The sequence below is a fragment of the Paraburkholderia strydomiana genome (assembly GCF_046030495.1).
In the GTDB taxonomy this organism is placed as follows: domain Bacteria; phylum Pseudomonadota; class Gammaproteobacteria; order Burkholderiales; family Burkholderiaceae; genus Paraburkholderia; species Paraburkholderia strydomiana_A.
The window spans coordinates 126,699-144,266 of the sequence record NZ_JAQQCJ010000001.1 but is presented as its reverse complement, the minus strand read 5'-3'; the positions used below and the strand labels follow the sequence as shown (position 1 = coordinate 144,266).

19 protein-coding genes are annotated in these 17,568 nt (G+C 65.8%); 15 read left to right on the top strand and 4 right to left on the bottom strand.

Annotated elements, in window-relative coordinates:
- Positions 1–41: 41 nt before the first annotated feature.
- On the bottom strand, positions 42–875 hold the full coding sequence (locus tag PQQ53_RS00695) for a type III pantothenate kinase (protein WP_408150331.1): 834 nt from the start codon (positions 873–875) through the stop codon (positions 42–44).
- Positions 872–1,789: a biotin--[acetyl-CoA-carboxylase] ligase gene (locus tag PQQ53_RS00690; RefSeq protein ID WP_408157438.1), complete on the bottom strand. Its 918-nt coding sequence runs from the start codon at positions 1,787–1,789 to the stop codon at positions 872–874. The genes PQQ53_RS00695 and PQQ53_RS00690 overlap by 4 nt, the downstream gene beginning before the upstream one ends.
- A gap of 106 nt (positions 1,790–1,895) precedes the next feature.
- Here PQQ53_RS00690 and PQQ53_RS00685 point away from each other — a divergent pair, with 106 nt between their 5' ends.
- The 10 genes from PQQ53_RS00685 to PQQ53_RS00640 all read left to right on the top strand — a co-directional run bounded on the left by PQQ53_RS00685 (position 1,896) and on the right by PQQ53_RS00640 (position 10,621).
- A complete protein-coding gene (locus PQQ53_RS00685) occupies positions 1,896–3,029 on the top strand; it encodes an MlaE family ABC transporter permease (RefSeq protein ID WP_408145528.1) in 1,134 nt (377 codons plus the stop codon).
- Positions 3,026–3,904 carry an ABC transporter ATP-binding protein gene (locus tag PQQ53_RS00680; RefSeq protein ID WP_408157440.1) on the top strand — a complete coding sequence of 293 codons (879 nt, stop codon included), beginning with the start codon at positions 3,026–3,028 and terminating at the stop codon, positions 3,902–3,904. The genes PQQ53_RS00685 and PQQ53_RS00680 overlap by 4 nt, the downstream gene beginning before the upstream one ends.
- A gap of 16 nt (positions 3,905–3,920) precedes the next feature.
- Positions 3,921–4,883: an MlaD family protein gene (locus tag PQQ53_RS00675; protein ID WP_408145532.1), complete on the top strand. Its 963-nt coding sequence runs from the start codon at positions 3,921–3,923 to the stop codon at positions 4,881–4,883.
- Between the two features lie 28 nt (positions 4,884–4,911).
- Entirely contained in the window at positions 4,912–5,538 is a 627-nt protein-coding gene (locus tag PQQ53_RS00670; protein ID WP_408323078.1) for an ABC-type transport auxiliary lipoprotein family protein, read from the top strand.
- A 31-nt stretch (positions 5,539–5,569) separates the two neighbouring features.
- Positions 5,570–6,727: a VanZ family protein gene (locus PQQ53_RS00665; RefSeq protein ID WP_408323077.1), complete on the top strand. Its 1,158-nt coding sequence runs from the start codon at positions 5,570–5,572 to the stop codon at positions 6,725–6,727.
- A gap of 161 nt (positions 6,728–6,888) precedes the next feature.
- Positions 6,889–7,212 carry a (2Fe-2S) ferredoxin domain-containing protein gene (locus PQQ53_RS00660; protein WP_408145750.1) on the top strand — a complete coding sequence of 108 codons (324 nt, stop codon included), beginning with the start codon at positions 6,889–6,891 and terminating at the stop codon, positions 7,210–7,212.
- A gap of 8 nt (positions 7,213–7,220) precedes the next feature.
- Entirely contained in the window at positions 7,221–7,865 is a 645-nt protein-coding gene (locus PQQ53_RS00655; protein WP_408145538.1) for an alpha/beta hydrolase, read from the top strand.
- Positions 7,866–8,181: 316 nt separating this feature from the next.
- Positions 8,182–9,411, top strand: coding sequence for a D-alanyl-D-alanine carboxypeptidase family protein (locus tag PQQ53_RS00650; protein WP_408145540.1), 1,230 nt, complete (start codon positions 8,182–8,184; stop codon positions 9,409–9,411).
- 12 nt (positions 9,412–9,423) lie between these two features.
- Positions 9,424–10,380, top strand: coding sequence for a D-amino acid aminotransferase (locus PQQ53_RS00645; protein WP_408323076.1), 957 nt, complete (start codon positions 9,424–9,426; stop codon positions 10,378–10,380).
- Complete coding sequence (locus tag PQQ53_RS00640; RefSeq protein ID WP_408145544.1) at positions 10,352–10,621, top strand: DUF493 family protein; 270 nt, start codon at positions 10,352–10,354, stop codon at positions 10,619–10,621. Before PQQ53_RS00645 ends, PQQ53_RS00640 begins: the two co-directional genes overlap by 29 nt.
- 21 nt (positions 10,622–10,642) lie before the next feature.
- Here PQQ53_RS00640 and PQQ53_RS00635 read toward each other — a convergent pair whose 3' ends face one another.
- Entirely contained in the window at positions 10,643–11,611 is a 969-nt protein-coding gene (locus PQQ53_RS00635; RefSeq protein WP_408145546.1) for a transcriptional regulator GcvA, read from the bottom strand.
- 98 nt (positions 11,612–11,709) lie between these two features.
- Here PQQ53_RS00635 and PQQ53_RS00630 point away from each other — a divergent pair, with 98 nt between their 5' ends.
- The 3 genes from PQQ53_RS00630 (at position 11,710) to lipA (ending at position 14,018) form a co-directional block, all read left to right on the top strand.
- The gene (locus tag PQQ53_RS00630) at positions 11,710–12,036 is read left to right on the top strand and encodes a DUF2917 domain-containing protein (protein WP_121316408.1); all 327 of its coding nucleotides are present in this window, start codon (positions 11,710–11,712) and stop codon (positions 12,034–12,036) included.
- Positions 12,037–12,271: 235 nt separating this feature from the next.
- Positions 12,272–12,997: a lipoyl(octanoyl) transferase LipB gene (gene lipB / locus PQQ53_RS00625; RefSeq protein WP_408323075.1), complete on the top strand. Its 726-nt coding sequence runs from the start codon at positions 12,272–12,274 to the stop codon at positions 12,995–12,997.
- A gap of 13 nt (positions 12,998–13,010) precedes the next feature.
- Positions 13,011–14,018 (top strand): lipoyl synthase, encoded by a 1,008-nt coding sequence (gene lipA, locus PQQ53_RS00620; protein ID WP_408157452.1) that lies wholly within the window; start codon positions 13,011–13,013, stop codon positions 14,016–14,018.
- 118 nt (positions 14,019–14,136) lie between these two features.
- On the opposite strand, the gene PQQ53_RS00615 is transcribed toward lipA, so the two are convergent.
- Positions 14,137–14,637: a MarR family winged helix-turn-helix transcriptional regulator gene (locus PQQ53_RS00615; protein ID WP_408157454.1), complete on the bottom strand. Its 501-nt coding sequence runs from the start codon at positions 14,635–14,637 to the stop codon at positions 14,137–14,139.
- Positions 14,638–14,864: 227 nt separating this feature from the next.
- Here PQQ53_RS00615 and PQQ53_RS00610 point away from each other — a divergent pair, with 227 nt between their 5' ends.
- On the top strand, positions 14,865–16,019 hold the full coding sequence (locus tag PQQ53_RS00610) for a M20 aminoacylase family protein (protein WP_408323074.1): 1,155 nt from the start codon (positions 14,865–14,867) through the stop codon (positions 16,017–16,019).
- A 36-nt stretch (positions 16,020–16,055) separates the two neighbouring features.
- Positions 16,056–17,384 carry an MFS transporter gene (locus PQQ53_RS00605; protein ID WP_408145558.1) on the top strand — a complete coding sequence of 443 codons (1,329 nt, stop codon included), beginning with the start codon at positions 16,056–16,058 and terminating at the stop codon, positions 17,382–17,384.
- Positions 17,385–17,568: the final 184 nt, after the last annotated feature.

Below are 17,568 nucleotides of genomic sequence, written 5' to 3'. Positions count from 1 at the left end.
CAGAGAGAGTTGAGCCGTTGTTATGTTTGCGGCGTAGCGATTCAGGCGCTCTGTTGCCCTGTGCACTCGGCCGCAATCAGCGCGAGGCCGGACAGCACGAGCGAATCGTGGCGAGTATGCGGCACTTTGAGCGCACCCGCCACTTCGTGCACGGCGCCGCCGCTGACCACGAGCCGCACCGGCACCTGCCATTCATCCTGCAAGTCGCGCCACATCCGCTCGATCAAGCCGGCTTGCGCCAGCGTGCAACCGGCCGACAGCGAGCGCGGCGTATCCGTCGCGAAGAACGGGCCGCGGCGTGCGGTGTCGGGCGCGTCATCGGCATCGAGCAACCCGCGTGCCGCGGCGGCGTCGAGCGTCGGCAGTTGCGCCGTGTGCTCACCGAGCGAACGCATCATCAGGGTCCAGCCCGGCGCAATCAGACCGCCGACAAAACAGCCGTCCGCACGCAAGGCTTCGAGCGTGGTCGCCGTGCCGAACGTCGCGATCAGCAGGTGTTCGCCGGGAAACGCCGCATGCGCGCCGATCATGCCGGCCCAGCGATCGCTGCCGAGCGCCTCGGGGGTGGTGTAGCGATTGGTCACGCCGCATTGCTGCGCCCGGGCGCGGATCGTAGTGAGCGGCAGTTGCGGCCAGTGCGCATCGAGCAGCGCCGCGACTCGCGCGGCGACGCCTTCACCGGCGACATTGGATAACCACGCGCTGCCCGGCGCCGGCAAGTTCGACCAGTCGAGCTGATCGGCGCTGCCCTGCGCCGCATGGTTCATGTGTGCCAGCGCGCCGGCGGCGAGCTGCGTGCCGTTCGCCTGCACGAGCATCCACTTGATCCGGCTATTGCCCGCGTCGATCAGCAGATAAGGCGCGCCGCTCGTCATGCGGCACCGTCGGCCAGACGCAACGAGACGTCGCCGGTCGCGATGGTCTGGCGGCCGGTGGCGGTGTCGAGCAGCAACTGGCCGCGCTCGTCGACACCCGTCGCCACGCCGCGCGTCAGTTCCACACCTTGTTCCAGCAGCACGACTTCGCGGCCCGCATACGCATGCACCGCATTCCAGCGTGCCTGGAACGGCGCGAAGCCTTCCGCGCCGAAGCGCTGCAAAGCCGGTTCGAGCGCGTTCAGCTCGGCGGCGAGCGTGTCGGTGAGATTGGCGTTGGGCAGCGCGCGTTGCAGCGCAGTTGGCATCGTGCCGCGCGCCTGCGGCGGCACATCGGCGTTCAGCGCGCCGACCTTGGCCGCCAGTTCGTCCGCGCCTTTCACATTGGTGCCGATGCCGATCACGACGGCGCTCGCGTCGTCCGTGCTCCACGCGGTTTCGATCAGGATGCCGGCCAGCTTGTCGCCTTCGAGCAGCACGTCGTTCGGCCACTTCAGCGCGATCTGGCCGGGACCGGCGACCGGCAGCGAGCGCAGCGCGTCGACGAGCGCGACGCCGACGGCAAGGCTCAGCCCGGCCAGCCCTTCCAGCGGACGCGGCAACACGCACGCGACCGAAAACAGCAGCGCATTGCCCGGCTCCGCGTACCACGGACGGCCGCGCCGGCCGCGGCCGGCGGTTTGCAGATACGCGACTCGCACGATCGGGCGCGGCAGCGCGCCGGCTTTACGCGGCAGCGCCTTGACGCGGGCCATCAGGTCGGCGTTGGTCGAGCCGGTTTCCTCGACGATTTCGATCGGCCAGTCATGCGCGTGCGCGCCGAACAGCGCGACCGCGCGCTCGCGGTCGATGCGCCAGTCGGCGCCGGCCGCAGCCGCGCCGCCGGCTTGGGGTGGGGTCTTGGAAGCGTTCATGCCGCATATTGTAGCGACAGCGAACTCCATGGGGTTTTGAGCACGGCCCATCTGCCGCGCCTTCGCTACAATGGCCCTTAATCCGATAACCAGATTCTCGCGATCCTTGAACTACGACACTCCGCCCGGCCTTGAAGTCGCGGCTGGCAGCCAAGGCAAGATCGTCCGGCTCTCGGGCCAGTGGACGGCGCTCGCGCTCGCGCGCGACCGCGCCACTGGCCACGTGATTCCTCTGTTGCGCTCGCTCGCCGGCGCTGAGGGCATTGGCGAGTGGGACCTGTCGCGCATCGACCGGATGGACCACGTCGGCGGTCAGGCGCTGTGGCGCGTGTGGGGCCACCGGATGCCCCCGGACACCACGCTCACCGACACGCAGCGCGACATCTTCGAGCGCATCGCGTTGCTCGACACGGTGCGCGAGAAGGCCGAACCGGTGGTCAAGTTCGACCCGTTCACGCGGCTGGGTCTCGCGATCTTCTCGTTCTTCGAGCACCTGTACGGCGGCGTCGGCATGCTCGGTCGCGTCGTGCTCGATCTGCTCGCGATCGTGCGCAAGCCGAAAATCACGCCGTGGACCGAGATCTCGGCGAACGTCTACAACGCGGGCGCCCGCGCGCTGCCGATCACCGCGCTGGTCGCGTTCCTGATCGGCATCGTGCTCAGTTATCTGTCCGCGCAGCAGCTGCGGCTGTTCGGCGCCAACCAGTACATCGTCAATATTCTCGGGCTCTCGGTGATCCGCGAGCTAGGCCCGGTGCTGTCGGCGATTCTGGTGGCGGGGCGCTCGGGCTCGGCGATCACCGCGCAGATCGGCGTGATGCGCGTGACCGAGGAACTCGACGCGATGCGCGTAATGGGCATCCCGCACGGCCTGCGCCTGATCCTGCCGCGCGTGATCGCGCTCGGCGTGGCGATGCCGCTGCTCGTCATGTGGACCAACATCATCGCGCTGACCGGCGGCGCGCTCGCCGCCAAGCTCGTGCTCGGCATCGACATGAGTTACTTCGCGCGAGCGTTGCCGGGTGTGGTGCCGATCGCGAACCTGTGGATCGGCCTCGGCAAGGGCGTCGCGTTCGGCATGCTGATCGCGATCGTCGGCTGTCACTTCGGCTTTCGCATCAAGGCCAATTCGCAGAGTCTCGGCGAAGGCACGACGACCTCGGTGGTGACCTCGATCACCATCGTGATTCTCGCGGACGCGGTGTTCGCGATCCTGTTCCAGAACGTGGGGTTAGGATGATCGCGCCACTCACCCAGGCCGTGCGCGGCCAGCCCGTGCCGTCGATCGCCGAGCCGGTGATCGAGGTGATCGACATCACCAAGCGCTACGGCCGCAACATCGTGCACCAGCATCTGAACCTGGACGTGCGGCGCGGCGAGATCATGTCGATCGTCGGCGGCTCGGGCTCGGGCAAAACCACGCTGGTGCGGCAGATTCTCGGTCTCGAGCGGCCGTCCTCCGGCACCATCAAACTGTTCGGCGAGGACCTCGCGACCATCTCGCCGGAAACCGCGCTGCTGATGCGCAGCCGCTCCGGCATGCTGTTCCAGCGCGGCGCGCTGTTCTCGTCGCTGTCGGTGTTCGACAACATCGCGCAGCCGGTGCGCGAACTGGGCGTGGTGCCCGAGGACCTGCTGCGCGACATCGTCATGCTCAAGCTCGAGATGGTCGGCCTGCCGTGCAAGCATGCGTCGAAGATGCCGTCGGCGCTCTCGGGCGGCATGATCAAGCGGGTCGGCATTGCCCGCGCGATCGCGCTCGAACCCGAGCTGCTGTTCCTCGACGAACCGACCGCCGGGCTCGACCCCCAGGCGTCCGACGAATTCGTCGAGCTGATCTCCGCGCTGCATCGCGCGCTCGGTTTGACGGTGGTGATGATCACGCACGATCTCGACACGATGATCGCGCTGTCCACCCGCGTCGCCGTGCTGGCCGATCGCAAGGTGCTGGTCGCCGCGCCGGTCGAGGAGGCGGCGGGCGTCGATCATCCGTTCATCCGCGAATATTTCCTCGGCCTGCGCGGGCGCCGCGCGTTGCAGGCGCTGCCGCCGGAACGCCGCGCGAGGCTGCCGCGCGCGGCGCTCGAGCCGGCATCGTCCGAATTGCCGCTGTGAACCAGGGAACCTGACAATGGAAAACAAATCGCATGCCTTCTGGGCCGGACTCTTCACGATCGTCCTGCTGCTGGCTATCGCGGCGGCGGCTTTTCTGTTCAACGTCGATCGTTCCGTGCGCGTGCCGTACGACCTGATTGCGCGCACCAACGTGACCGGTCTGTTTGCCGATGCCGCGGTGCGCTATCGCGGGCTCGACGTCGGCAAGGTGCAGTCGATCAAATTCGATCCGAGTCATCCGGGGCAGATTCTGGTGCGCATCCTCGTCGATACGCGCGCGCCGATTACTCACTCGACCTTCGGCAGCCTCGGCTTTCAGGGCGTGACGGGCATCGCCTTCATTCAGCTGGATGACAACGGGCGCGACCCGCGGCCGCTGCCGTCGTCGATTCACGCGGTCGCGCAGTTGCCGATGCGCCCCGGCCTGCTCGATCAATTGCAGCAACGTGGCGACATCCTGCTGCGCAAGCTCGAAAAAGTCGCCGACGACGTGAACAATATTCTCTCGCCGGAAATGGCCGACCAGTTGCACGCCACGGCGGCCAGCATCCAGAAGGCCGCCGACGGCGTCGCCACGTTGACCCAGCAGATCACACCGGTCACCGGCAAGCTGCCGGGCACGATCGACCAGTTGGACCGCACGCTGGCGTCGACCAATCAACTGATCACCGGCCTGAACCGTCCGAACGGTCCGTTCGAGATGAATCTGAACAAGGTCGGCACGGCGGCGCAACAGGCGGGCGACGCGCTGACATCGATGAACGCCACGTTGCAGGAGTTGTCGGCGCGCGTCGGCTACGACACGCTGCCGCGCGTCAACTCGCTCGCCGACGACGTGCGTTCGGCGGCCCGCTCGGTGGACCGTGCGGCGGACACGTTCAGCACCAGTCCGCGCAGCGTGCTGTTCGGCGCGCCGCCCGCGGCGCCCGGACCCGGCGAGGCCGGCTTCGCCTGGCCCGCCGGCCGCGCCGCCCGATGAATCCGCAGATTTGAAGAAAGGAACGCTCATGTCACGTCCGATTCACCGATTGTTGTCCTCGAGCGCCGCCGTGGCGGTGCTGTTCGCGTTCGGCGTGCTGGCTGCGGGCTGCATGAGTGCGCCCGCCGCGCTCTCCGACACGCGCTTCGACTTTGGGCCGCCGGGCGCGGCGGTGTCGGCGGGCACCTTGCCGGCCGTGAAGGTGCTCGATGTGAGCGCGCCGGAGGTGCTCGAATCGAACCGGCTGCTGTACCGCCTCAGCTATGCCGACGCGCAGCAGATCGCGTCGTACGCGAACAGCCACTGGACCATGATGCCTTCGCAGCTGCTGACCCAGCGTCTGCGCGGCGCGCTCAGTTCGCACGGCACCGTGCTGACGGGCGCCGACGGCGTGTCCGCGCCGGTGCTGAAAGTCGACCTGAGCCAGTTCGAGCAGGTTTTCGACAGCCGGACGGAAAGCCATGGGGCGATCACCGCGCGCGCCACGCTCATACGGAGCGGCAAGGTGATCGGCCAGCGCACGTTCGTCGCGCAGGCGCCGGCCAGTTCCGCGGACGCCGTCGGCGGCGCGCGCGCGCTCGCCACGGCCAGCGACGATCTGGTCGCGCAGATCGGTGCGTGGCTCGGCACGCAGGCGCTGGTCGCCGCGCAATGACGGGCCCGCAGCGCACGCAACGGAGCGCTGAATGAGCCAACGACCCTGGCTGCGCCGCCCGTCGGTGCTGGCCCGGCAAGCGCTGCTCCTGTACGCGGCGCTGATCGTGTACGGTTCGTGGTATCCGTTTTCGGGCTGGCGTTCGCTCGGGCTCGGGCCGTTCGCCTATCTGTTCGATCCCATGCCGCAGTACCTGACGGCGTTCGACGTCGTCACCAACGTGCTCGGCTATATGCCGTTCGGCGCGCTGGCGGTGCTCGCGGTCTATCCGCGCTGGCGCGGCCCGCTGGCGGTCGCGCTGGCCTTCGTGCTCGGCGGGCTGCTGTCGGGCGTGATGGAAGCGGGGCAAACGTATCTGCCGACGCGCGTCGCGTCCAACCTCGATCTGGCCGCCAACGCGCTCGGCGCTTTGCTCGGCGCGGCGATGATGTCGCCCGCGACCGGCGCGCTGCTCGATCGCGGCTTGCTGCGGCGTATGCGGCTCCTGTGGTTCGAGCGCGATCGTGCGGCGCTCGCGTGTCTGGTCGTCGCATGGCCGTTCGCGACGATGTACCCGGCGCCGCGCCTGTTCGGTCTCGGCAACTGGCCGCGCGCGCTCTGGATGCGCTTCGATTCGACGACGCAAGACGCGCTGCTCGCGTGGACGCCGCAGGGCTGGCACGCCGGCGCATGGCCGGCCGTGGCCGCCGCATGGTTGCCCGACGACGTGTGGGAAGCCGTGATCACCACCCTGAACCTGTTCGCCGCGCTCGCGCTGGCGTCGCTGCCGGTGCGCCGCCACGCGCCGCGGGTGCGGCTGTTGCTCATGTTCATCGTCGTCACTTTGTGCGTGAAGGTGGGCGCGACTTTCTTGCAGTCGCAGTCGGGTCTCGCGTTCGACTGGGCGACGCCCGGTGCGCTCACTGGGCTCGTGTGCGGCACCGCTGCCGCGCTGCTTGCGCTGCATCTGCGGCGCCGCTCGCGCGCGGCGCTCGCGAGCGTGGCGCTGGTGGTCGCGCTGGTGTTCGTCAATCTGCTGCCGGTGAATCCTTATTTCGATGTCGTGCTGGCCGACTGGCGGCAAGGGCGTTATCTGCACTTCAACGGACTCGCGCACTGGCTCGCGTGGATCTGGCCGTATGCTGCGCTGGTGTGGCTGGCGTTTGTCGTCGAGCAGGCGTGGCTCAAGCGGCGTATGAAGCGCGTGTGAGGTACGTGTGAGGCCTGCTCGACACAAGCGGAATGTACCCGTGCAGCATGCGTCGTCCCTGGCCCGCATCGGCGGCCATCAGCCCCGCTCGCTATAATCGACCGCACACGAGGCGCGCCGACAGCGCCATGACCCTCCCTTACAGTCTCGCCCCGGACATCATGGATTCCTTCTACAAGCACCACGTCTTCTTCTGCCTGAATCAGCGCGAACCCGGTGCCGAGCGCCCGAGCTGCGCGAACTGCAACGCCCAGGAAATGCAGGAGTACGCGAAAAAGCGCGTGAAGAAACTGGGCCTTGCCGGACCCGGCCAGGTGCGCATCAACAAGGCCGGTTGCCTCGATCGCTGCGAGCTGGGTCCGACGCTCGTCGTCTACCCCGAAGGCGTCTGGTACACGTATGTCGACGAGAGCGACATCGACGAGATCGTCGACTCGCACCTCCTGAACGGCAAGGTTGTCGAGCGTCTGAAAATCGATCAATAAGCATTGCCATGAACGTACACACGAAGAAATATCTGATCGACGGCCCGGTCGGCAAGATCGAGGTCGCGCTGGATCTGCCCGACGGGATGCGCGAGAACGGCGCCGCGCCGCGCGGCATCGCACTGGTTGCGCATCCGCATCCGCTGTTCGGCGGCACGATGGACAACAAGGTCGCGCAGACGCTCGCGCGCACCCTCGTGCAGTTGAACTACGTGACCTATCGCTCGAATTTTCGCGGCGTCGGCCAGACGCAGGGGGAACATGATGCGGGCATCGGCGAGCGCGACGATCTGCGCGCCGTGCTGGACCACATGCGCGCGGAAGCCGGGCAGGGCGATCTGCCGCTCGTGCTCGCGGGCTTTTCGTTCGGCACCTTCGTGCTGTCGCACGTGGCCGCGAAGCTGCGCGAAGAAGGTCAGGAGATCGAGCGAATGGTGCTGGTCGGCACCGCGGCGAGCCGTTGGGATGTTGCGCCGGTGCCGGAAAACACGCTCGTGATCCACGGCGAGACCGACGAGACCGTGCCCATTCAATCCGTTTACGACTGGGCGCGTCCGCAGGAATTGCCGGTGGTCGTGATTCCGGGGGCGGAACATTTCCTGCACCGCAAACTGCACGTGCTGAAGCGGATCATCGTCGATGCATGGCGATGAGGCGCGCCGCGCGCGCGTTTTCCGGGGTACAGGTGCGCGAAACCGCGAATTAATCGGACTGCGCCACGCAGGATTGGCCGGATAGCGCGCGTATAATGGGCGCTCTTTTTTTGAGCGCAGCACGGCCCATCCGGCAGTTCGCGCGTCGCGGAGCATCATTTCGCGCGCAGCGGTGCCCGTGGGGCGAGCTGCGCGAACCAACCGGGTCGCCGGAAGTCCAATGGGCTCCGCGCCGTTTTACGGCCAGACGCCCGCCGACCGGCTCTTCCAAACTATGCGCCCTGCGCGCGATGTATTTTCCGCACGAACCGACCTTATGCGTTTCTCGACCACCGGCCGCACGTCCTTCCCGTCAGTTGCTTCCTTCGTTCCCCTCAAGCTTAGCCGCGCCGTCACCCTCGGCATCGTGTTGCCGGCGACCCTCGCCGCCAGCACCGCGTTCGCGCAAGTGCCGCCGCCGGCGGTGAACGCGCGCTCGTGGGTGCTCGTCGACGCCACCAGCAACCAGGTGCTCGCCTCCGGCAATGCCGACGAGCGCGTGGAGCCGGCCTCGCTGACCAAGCTGATGACCGCCTACCTCGTCTTCGAAGCACTGCAGACGAAGAAGATCACGATGGACCAGACCGTGATGCCGAGCGAAGCGGTGCGCCGCGTGCGCACCGACGAATCGCGCATGTTCATCGAAGCGAACAAGCCGGTCACCGTGCACGACCTCGTGTACGGCATGATCATCCAGTCGGGTAACGACGCGGCGATCGCGCTGGCCGAACTGGTCGGCGGCAGCGAAGCGCAGTTCGTCAACATGATGAACACCGAAGCGCAGCGCCTCGGCATGAAGAACACCCATTTCGCCGACGTGAACGGCATGCCCGATCCGCAGCACTACACGACCGCGGGCGACCTGGCGGTGCTGTCGGCGCGTCTGATCCGCGATTTCCCCGATTACTACAACATCTTCTCGGTCAAGGACTTCACATACAACAAGATCAAGCAGCCGAACCGCAATCGCCTGCTGTGGATCGACCCGACCGTGGACGGCCTGAAGACCGGCCACACGCAAGCGGCGGGCTACTGCCTGATCGCGAGCGCGAAGCGTTCGCTGCCGGGTACGACCGACGCGTCGCGCCGTCTCGTCTCGGTGATGATGGGCGAGACCAAGGAACACGACCGCGTGCAGGACAGCCTGAAGATGCTGAATTACGGCTACACCGCGTATGACACGGTGCATCTGTACAAGGCCAATCAGGTGGTCGGCACGCCGCGCGTCTACAAGGGTGCGCAGGACAGCGTGCAGATCGGCGTGAAGAGCGACCAGTTCATCACCGTGCCGAAGGGCATGGCCGACAAGGTCAAGCCGCAGATCGAGCAGGTCGACACGCTGGTCGCGCCGATCGCGAACGGTCAGCAGGTCGGCGTCGCCAAGCTGGTGGCCGACGGCAAGGTGCTCGCGCAGTTCCCGGTGGTGGCCTTGCAGGCCGTGCCGCAAGCCGGCGTGGTGGGCCGCGTGTGGGATTCGATGATGCTGATGTTCAACAAGAAGAAATAAGAGCCTGACGCAATGACCGCTGTTTCCGACGTTTCGCTCGATCCGATCGTTTATCTGAACGGCGAGCTGGTGCCGTTGTCCGAAGCGCGCGTGCCGGTGCTCGACCGCGGCTTTATTTTCGGCGACGGCATTTACGAAGTCGCGCCGTTGTACGCGCGCGAAAACGGGCGCACCGCGTTCCGTTTTTCGCAGCACCTCGCGCGCCTCGCGCGCTCGGTCGGCAAGATCGGCATCGCCAATCCGTTCGACGACGCCGGCTGGCGCGAGCTGATCGAGCGCGTGGTCGTGGCCAACGAGGCTGAAGGCGGTTTGCCGGCGAATCAGGATGCGATTGCCTATATTCAGGTCACGCGCGGTGTCGCAAAGCGCGCTCACGCATTCCCGGCCGGCATCCAGCCGACCGTGTTCGTGATGGTCACGCCGCTCAATCTGCCGGACGCGGCGCAGCGCGCGCAGGGCGTGCCCTGCGTGAGCGCCGAGGATCGCCGCTGGCTCAATTGCGATATCAAATCGGTGTCGCTGCTCGGCAACGTGCTGATGGCGCAATTCGCGGCGGAGAACGACGCGTTCGAGACGATCCAGTTTCGCGACGGCATGCTGACCGAAGGATCGTCGTCGAATGTGTGGATGGTGAAGGACGGCGTGTTGTCGGCGCCGCCGCGCAGCCACAAGATCCTCGAAGGGATTCGCTACGGTTTGATCGAGGAGCTGACGGGCGAATGCGGCATCCGCTTCGAAGCGCGGGAGATCAGCGAGGCCGAGCTGCGCGCCGCTGACGAGATCATCGTCAGTTCGGCCACCAAGGAAGTGCTGCCGGTTACGCGGCTCGACGGCCAGCCGGTCGGCGAGGGCAAGCCGGGCGCGGTGTTTGCGGCGCTGTACGCGGCGTATCAGCGAGCCAAGGACAAAGAAGCGCAACAGGCGCAGCAAGGAGTAGAGAATGAATTCCGCGAACGACTCACTGTTTGATTTCCCCTGCGATTTCCCGATCAAGATCATGGGTAAATCGCATCCGGAGTTCGCCGAAACCATCGTCACGGTGGTCCGCCAGTTCGACAGCGAAGTCGACGCGTCGCGTGTCGAAACGCGGCCGTCCAGCGGCGGCAACTACACTGGGCTGACGGTCACCGTGCGCGCCACCAGCCGTGAGCATCTCGATAGCATCTATCTCGCGCTGACCGGCCATCCGATGGTCAAGGTGGTGCTGTAACGCGTCGCGCGATGTTTCGTATCACGGCGTGACGTGCAATGCGTCCGCCGCCAGACCGGGGCTTGCAGCGGCTCCCGCCTCGCAAGCCCGGTCGAACAACTGCTTGAACCGTCCCACCTCGTCGAACACCCAGTCGCGGAACGCCTTGACGCGGGCCGTGTCGAGCATTTGAGGCGGGCAGATGAAGTAGTACTGCCACGGGCTCGGCCCATCCACATCGAATAGACGAACGAGGCGGCCCGCGGCGATCTCATGCATCGCCAGCGAGCGGCGCGTGAGCGCGACGCCCTGGCCGTCGATCGCTGCTTGCAGCAGATTCGACGAATCCTGGTACAGCACGCCGCGCTTGGGCTCCGGCCAGTCGGTCAGTCCGGCGGCGTCGAACCAGGGGCGCCACAATTCGTCGTCGGAGCGCAGCAGCGGGACTTTGGCGAGATCGGCCGGCGTTTTCGGCAGGTTGCCGCCGTTGAAATGCGGCGCGCAGGCCGGAAAGAAAATCTCCTCCAGCAGCAACTCCGAATGTAGCCCCGAATATTTACCGAAGCCGAAACGGATCGCCACGTCGACGTCGTCGCGCGCGAAGTCTGTCAGCGCGTTGGTGGACAGCAGTTCGAGGTCCCATTGCGGATGCGCCTCGATGAAGCTGCCGATGCGCGGCGTCACCCAGCGCGCCGCGAACGACGACAGCATCGACACCACGAGGCGGCGCTCGCGGTCGCCGGCGCGGATTTCGCGGGTGGCGTCGGCGAGCGCCATCAGCGCGGTGCGCACGTGCGTGGCGTAGCGCCGGCCGGTTTCGGTGAGGCGCACGCGCTTGCCGTCGCGAGCGAACAGCGACACGCCCAGTTCGGCTTCGAGCGCGCGGATCTGGTGGCTGACGGCGCCGTGTGTGACGAACAGCTCGTCGGCGGCGCGCGAGAAGCTCTCGTGGCGCGCGGCGGCCTCGAATGCCTTGATCGCGTTCAGTGCGGGTAATTGACGGAGGTCCATCGCAATATTTCTCACATAGAGGTGAAAATAGATCGTTTTGCGTAAACCCTTGCTACGCCTACGATTGTAGCCATGAAACGACTTTTGGCGAGGGCATCATGCGAGAAATTTCCTCTAGCATTGCGTTTGAAATCCGTAACGGCGAAACGCTGCCGATGAAGGTCGCACGCAGCACCAAGCTGGTGGTTCATGGCGGGGCGATCTGGGTCACGCGCAGCGACGACACCGAGGACTACTGGTTGCAACCGGGCCACACGCTACGACTGCGGCGCGGCGAGCGGCTCTGGCTGAGCGCCGAGGGCACCACGCACGCGAAGGTGGCGTTTTCCGTACCGACGCGCTGCGACGAACGCGCGCTGAACTGGCTCGCGCGGGTGGGCGAACGGTTGATGATGCGCTTGCGCGGCGGTTGGCGCACGGTTTGAGGACGGGGCGGCGTCCGGCTGGCGCCGCGCGGTTGGTGCCGATAGGCTGGACGCCACTGGGCGCCGATAGGTCCACGTGCCGGCACGTCACGCCGCCATGCTGGCCGATGCTCTTTCGAACAGCGCCCCTCCCGTCGCAACGCACCCGGCATTCACACCGCCCATCCGCACCGAGGCCCTTCGAATGCACTCACCCTCGGCGCGGATCCCGGTATTTCGGTAAACTGCCGGAACCATGAGCACCACCCCGGTTTCCCCGTCTCCCGCGCCCGCCACGGCGCCGCTTACGCTGCGCTGGCTCGGCAACGAATCCTATGAAGCCAGTTTCGACGCGATGCGCGCGTTCACCGACGCGCGCACGGCCGACACCCCCGACGAAATCTGGCTGGTCGAACATCCACCCGTCTTCACGCTAGGCCAGGCCGGCGATCCGGCACACCTCCTGGCCGCCGACAGCGGCATCCCGCTAGTCAAGGTCGATCGCGGGGGCCAGATCACGTATCACGGGCCCGGCCAGGTGGTCGCGTACCTGCTGCTCGATTTGCGCCGCCGCAAGCTGATGGTGCGCGAGATGGTCACGCGGATCGAGCAGGCCGTGATCGACACCCTGGCGGCGTATAATCTCGCCGGAGAACGCAAGGTGGGCGCCCCCGGCATCTACGTAGCGCCTCATCCGGACGCCGGGCTGCATGCCGGCGCCAAGATTGCGGCGCTCGGTTTGAAAATCCGCAGCGGCTGCAGTTATCACGGCGTGAGCCTGAACGTGAAGATGGATCTGCGGCCGTTTCTGGCGATCAATCCATGCGGCTACGCGGGGCTCGAAACGGTCGACATGGCAACGCTCGGCGTTGCCGCCGGCTGGGACGACGTGGCCCGTACCCTTGCAGCATGCCTCACCGCAAACCTCGACGGCAGTCCCGCGGCCGTCGCCCAACCACAGGCCGGTGCGCTCACCGCCTGACTGGACCGAACGAATGACTGACGTTACCGCGAACCTCGCAGCTTCCCCCGCGCCCGAAGGCGTGCCGGCTTCCGCCGCCGCCTACGACGCCACCGCGAAGCAGAAGGCGCAAGCCAAAACTGCCCGCATCCCGATCAAGATCGTCCCGATTGAAAAGCTGAAGAAGCCGGACTGGATTCGCGTCAAAGCGGCCACCGGCAATTCGCGCTTCTACGAAATCAAGCAGATTCTGCGCGAGCACAACCTGCACACGGTGTGTGAAGAGGCGAGCTGCCCGAATATCGGCGAATGCTTCGGCAAGGGCACCGCGACCTTCATGATCATGGGCGACAAGTGCACGCGCCGCTGCCCGTTCTGCGACGTCGGCCACGGTCGTCCGGACCCGCTGGATTCCGAAGAACCGGGCAACCTCGCGCGCACCATCGCCGCGCTGAAGCTGAAGTACGTGGTGATCACGAGCGTCGACCGTGACGATCTGCGCGACGGCGGCGCGGCGCACTTCGTCGAATGTATTCGTCAGACGCGCGAGCTGTCGCCGGAAACGCGCATTGAAATTCTCACGCCGGATTTCCGCGGCCGTCTCGATCGCGCGATCGGCATTCTGAACGCCGCGCCGCCCGATGTGATGAACCACAACCTCGAAACGGTGCCGCGTCTTTACAAGGAAGCGCGTCCGGGTTCGGACTACGCGCATTCGCTGAAGTTGCTGAAGGACTTCAAGGCGCTGCATCCGGAGGTCGCCACCAAGTCCGGCCTCATGGTCGGTCTCGGCGAAACCGAAGAAGAAATTCTGCAAGTGATGCGCGACCTGCGCGAGCACGACGTGGACATGCTGACGATCGGCCAGTATCTGCAGCCGTCGGAACACCATCTGCCGGTGCGCTCGTACGTGCATCCGGACACCTTCAAGATGTACGAGGAAGAAGCGTACAAGATGGGCTTCACGCATGCTGCGGTCGGCGCGATGGTCCGCTCGAGCTACCACGCCGATTTGCAGGCGCATGGAGCCGGCGTGGTCTGAACGCTTTAGCTCGTTGTCCGTATTGAAGATGAAAAAGCCCGCACGCGTTGCGGGCTTTTTCTTGCCTGCTCTGCGTCGGGCCGCCCATCTCATCCCACGCGACTATCGCGCTATTGCATCAGTCCGCAGACTTCGCGCCCTCGCGCTGTGCCGACGCGCGAAATGCATCGACGAGTTTGTCGACGATACGATCGAGCGCCGCGTGCTCGTCGTCGCTCAACACCGATAACAACTCCGCTTCCAGTGTCTGCCCCAGTTCGTCGCTGGCGGCGCGCGTGCGCTTGCCGGTCGTCGTCGGCCACAACTGGAAGTGGCGCGCATCATCCGGATGGATCGTGCGCCGTACCTGCTTGCGCTCGATCAGATCCGCCAGCAGCTTCGACAGCAGCGTCTTCTCGATCAAGGTCTGCTCCCTCACCGCCGTCGCCGTGATACCCGGCGCATCGCAGATGATCCGCAGCACGCGCAGCGAGCGCACGTCGAAACCGCACGCCGGTTTGTACACCGCATTGGCGCGGCTGATCATCTCGGTCTTGATCAGATCCAGTTTGAAGGTGAGGAAGCGCGCAAACTTCATGTTTTCGGCAACGGTGCGGGCTTTCGGCTTGGCAGGTGGCATACCGCTTCGGATTGTCGGGCTCGGGTTGGGTCGGGGGCGTCGCCTGGGCGGCGCGCGTTGCCGCTCAGATCAAGCTGGATGATAGACGAAGCATGGCCGCCGCGCGTCGTTCGTCCGTAAAATCACTAGTTGAAATTTGCAACTATTAAGGTATCTTCCGGTAACGGGATCCGGCTCGCCGCGGCGAAAAAGGATTTCACCTTCTTCATGGTTCGAGGGATGCCGACATGCAGACAAATGTGGAGTGGGGTGCGCTCGCGGAATCGATGCGGACGTGGCGGCGGGACATTCACCGGTATCCGGAACTGGGATTTCACGAGCATCGCACGGCCGAGCTGGTCGCCGGCCTGCTGACTGGTTGGGACATCGAAGTTCACACCGGCGTGGGCGGCACGGGCGTGGTCGGCACGATCCGGGGCACGCTGGGCACGGGGCCATCGATCGGACTGCGCGCCGACATGGACGCGCTGCCGATGCAGGAGAAGGGCACCGTCGCGCACCGCTCGACGCATGACAACGTTTTCCACGGCTGCGGCCACGACGGCCATACGGCGATTCTGCTGGGCGTCGCGAAGCATCTGTCGTCGCATCGCGCGTTTCGCGGCACCGTCCATCTGATTTTCCAGCCCGCCGAGGAAACGCTGCGCGGCGGCTCGGAGATGATTCGCGATGGTCTCTTCGAGCGCTTTGATTGCGACGAAATCTACGCGCTGCATAACAACAACGCATTGCCTGCGGGCAAGGTCGGCGTGCGCAGCGGCGCGATTCTTTCGGCCTGCGATCTTTTCCGGATCAACATTCAGGGCGTTGGCAGCCACGCCGCGATGCCGCACCGCTCGATTGATCCACTGATGATCGGCGCGGCCATCGTGCAATCGATCCAGAGCATCGTCAGCCGCAATATCGATCCGCTCGACACCGCCGTGGTCAGCGTCTGCAAGTTCATTGCCGGCACCGCGATCAACGTGATCCCGGACACCGCCATGCTGGAAGGGACCGTGCGCACGCTGTCGGTCGCCGCACAGGAACTGACGTTGAAGCGCCTGCGTGATATTTGCGACGGCGCAGCGCGCATGTTTGGAGGCACGGTCGAATTCGAGCACCTGCAGAGTTCTCCGCCCACCGTCAATACGCCCGAGCAGACCGACGTCGTGCGGGCCGCCGCGGAACACGTGCTGGGCGTCGACAACGTGATTCCCGACGTCGCCCCGCTGATGGCGTCCGAAGACTTCGCCTTCATGCTGCAGCAGCGCCCGGGTTCGTACTTCTTCCTCGGTCACGACGGCCTGACGTGCCATCACCCGGAATTCGATTTCGACGACGACACGGCGCCCGCAGGCGCCGCGGTGTTCCTCGAAATCGTGCGGCGTCGGCTGGGTTGAGCGCACACGCCAATCACATCTTCAAGGAGACCAGCAATGTCCGCTAACCCCGTGCCGTCGCCGGCGATGGTGAGAAAGGTGGTGATTGCCTCCGTTCTCGGCAATGCATTCGAGTGGTTCGACTTCGCGATCTACGGGCTGTTTGCGGCGACGATCGCGCGTCTGTATTTCCCGGCCGACAACCCGCTCGCCTCGCTGATGCTGACGTTGGCGACCTTCGGCATTGGCTTTGCCGTGCGCCCGCTCGGCGGTGTCCTGCTCGGTTTGTACGGCGACCGGGTTGGGCGCAAGAAGGCGCTGTCGGTCACCATCGTGTTGATGGCGGTCGGCACCGGCATGATCGGCCTGCTTCCGACCTATGCCGCGATCGGCGTCGGCGCGCCGATCCTGATGGTACTGGCGCGGATGATTCAGGGCATCTCGGCGGGCGGCGAATTCAGCGGTGCGACCACGATGCTGGTGGAGTTCGCGCCCGCTCACCGGCGCGGCTTCTTCGGCAGTTTCCAGATGTGCTCGCAGGCGCTGGCATTCTCGCTGGGCGCCGCAGTGGCGTACCTGCTCACCACCAAGCTCAGCGCGGCCCAACTGGAATCATGGGGCTGGCGCCTGCCGTTTCTGTTCGGCATCCTGATCGGTCCGGTGGGCTGGATCATCCGTTCGAAAGTCGATGAATCGCCGGAGTTTCTTGCCTATCGCCGCAGCGCCGTGAGCGCATCGGAGACGACCGCGCGCACGCCGTTGCGTGATCTCGTGCGCAAGTATCCGCGCGAGATGATCTCCAGCACCGGCATCTGCGTGGTCGGCACGGTCTCGGCGTACGTGTTCGTGTTCTTCCTGCCGATCTTCGCGAAGCAGCGCCTCGGTATCGCAACGGCGGATGCGAATCTCGCGACTTTTTTCGGAACGGCCGTCATCCTGCTGGTCTGTCCGCTCGCGGGCTACCTGTCCGACCGATACGGACGCAAGGCGGTGCTGCTGCCGGGGATGCTCGGCTATGGCGTGGCCGCGTGGTTCTTCTTCCATCACTTCATCGCCGCGCCGTCGTTCCAGTCGCTGTTGCTGCTGCAAGTGGGCGTCTCGTTCTTCATGAGCTTTATCTGGGCGCCCGTGCCGATCGTGTTGACGGAAGTGTTTCCCGTCGGCGTGCGCTCGACAGGCGCGGCGCTCACGTACAACCTGGCCGTGCTGCTGTTCGGCGGACTGGCGCCGTTCGTCAACACGTGGCTCGTCAAGGTGACGGGCAGCAATGCCGCGCCGCTGTACTACGTGTTGTTCAGTCTGTTGATCGGCGTGGTGAGCACGTTGCTGCTGCCGCAAACCGACGGCGGCAGGGTGCGTGCGCAGGCGGCTTCGCAGGCGCGTTAAAGGCGGCGTGGGCGCCGCTGCGCGGCGGCGTCGGCGCGGCGGCGGAATATGCCGCCTTGCGTCCGCAACGGCCGGACCCCGGCTCGCATCCATTGCACATGGGGCAGGAAACATAGGCACGGCGCCGAGAGGGATCCTGGAGTCGGACGTTTCGTCATCCTGACCACGAACTTGCAAAGGCTGA

Coding starts and splice junctions, on each gene's coding strand:
- PQQ53_RS00695 (WP_408150331.1), bottom strand. CDS start 875: ATGACGAGCGGCGCGCCTTATCTGCTGATCGACGCGGGCAATAGCCGG.
- PQQ53_RS00650 (WP_408145540.1), top strand. CDS start 8,182: ATGCGTTTCTCGACCACCGGCCGCACGTCCTTCCCGTCAGTTGCTTCC.
- PQQ53_RS00660 (WP_408145750.1), top strand. CDS start 6,889: ATGGATTCCTTCTACAAGCACCACGTCTTCTTCTGCCTGAATCAGCGC.
- PQQ53_RS00640 (WP_408145544.1), top strand. CDS start 10,352: ATGAATTCCGCGAACGACTCACTGTTTGATTTCCCCTGCGATTTCCCG.
- PQQ53_RS00680 (WP_408157440.1), top strand. CDS start 3,026: ATGATCGCGCCACTCACCCAGGCCGTGCGCGGCCAGCCCGTGCCGTCG.
- PQQ53_RS00655 (WP_408145538.1), top strand. CDS start 7,221: ATGAACGTACACACGAAGAAATATCTGATCGACGGCCCGGTCGGCAAG.
- lipB (WP_408323075.1), top strand. CDS start 12,272: ATGAGCACCACCCCGGTTTCCCCGTCTCCCGCGCCCGCCACGGCGCCG.
- PQQ53_RS00670 (WP_408323078.1), top strand. CDS start 4,912: ATGTCACGTCCGATTCACCGATTGTTGTCCTCGAGCGCCGCCGTGGCG.
- PQQ53_RS00605 (WP_408145558.1), top strand. CDS start 16,056: ATGTCCGCTAACCCCGTGCCGTCGCCGGCGATGGTGAGAAAGGTGGTG.
- lipA (WP_408157452.1), top strand. CDS start 13,011: ATGACTGACGTTACCGCGAACCTCGCAGCTTCCCCCGCGCCCGAAGGC.
- PQQ53_RS00635 (WP_408145546.1), bottom strand. CDS start 11,611: ATGGACCTCCGTCAATTACCCGCACTGAACGCGATCAAGGCATTCGAG.
- PQQ53_RS00645 (WP_408323076.1), top strand. CDS start 9,424: ATGACCGCTGTTTCCGACGTTTCGCTCGATCCGATCGTTTATCTGAAC.
- PQQ53_RS00675 (WP_408145532.1), top strand. CDS start 3,921: ATGGAAAACAAATCGCATGCCTTCTGGGCCGGACTCTTCACGATCGTC.
- PQQ53_RS00690 (WP_408157438.1), bottom strand. CDS start 1,789: ATGAACGCTTCCAAGACCCCACCCCAAGCCGGCGGCGCGGCTGCGGCC.
- PQQ53_RS00630 (WP_121316408.1), top strand. CDS start 11,710: ATGCGAGAAATTTCCTCTAGCATTGCGTTTGAAATCCGTAACGGCGAA.
- PQQ53_RS00665 (WP_408323077.1), top strand. CDS start 5,570: ATGAGCCAACGACCCTGGCTGCGCCGCCCGTCGGTGCTGGCCCGGCAA.
- PQQ53_RS00610 (WP_408323074.1), top strand. CDS start 14,865: ATGCAGACAAATGTGGAGTGGGGTGCGCTCGCGGAATCGATGCGGACG.
- PQQ53_RS00615 (WP_408157454.1), bottom strand. CDS start 14,637: ATGCCACCTGCCAAGCCGAAAGCCCGCACCGTTGCCGAAAACATGAAG.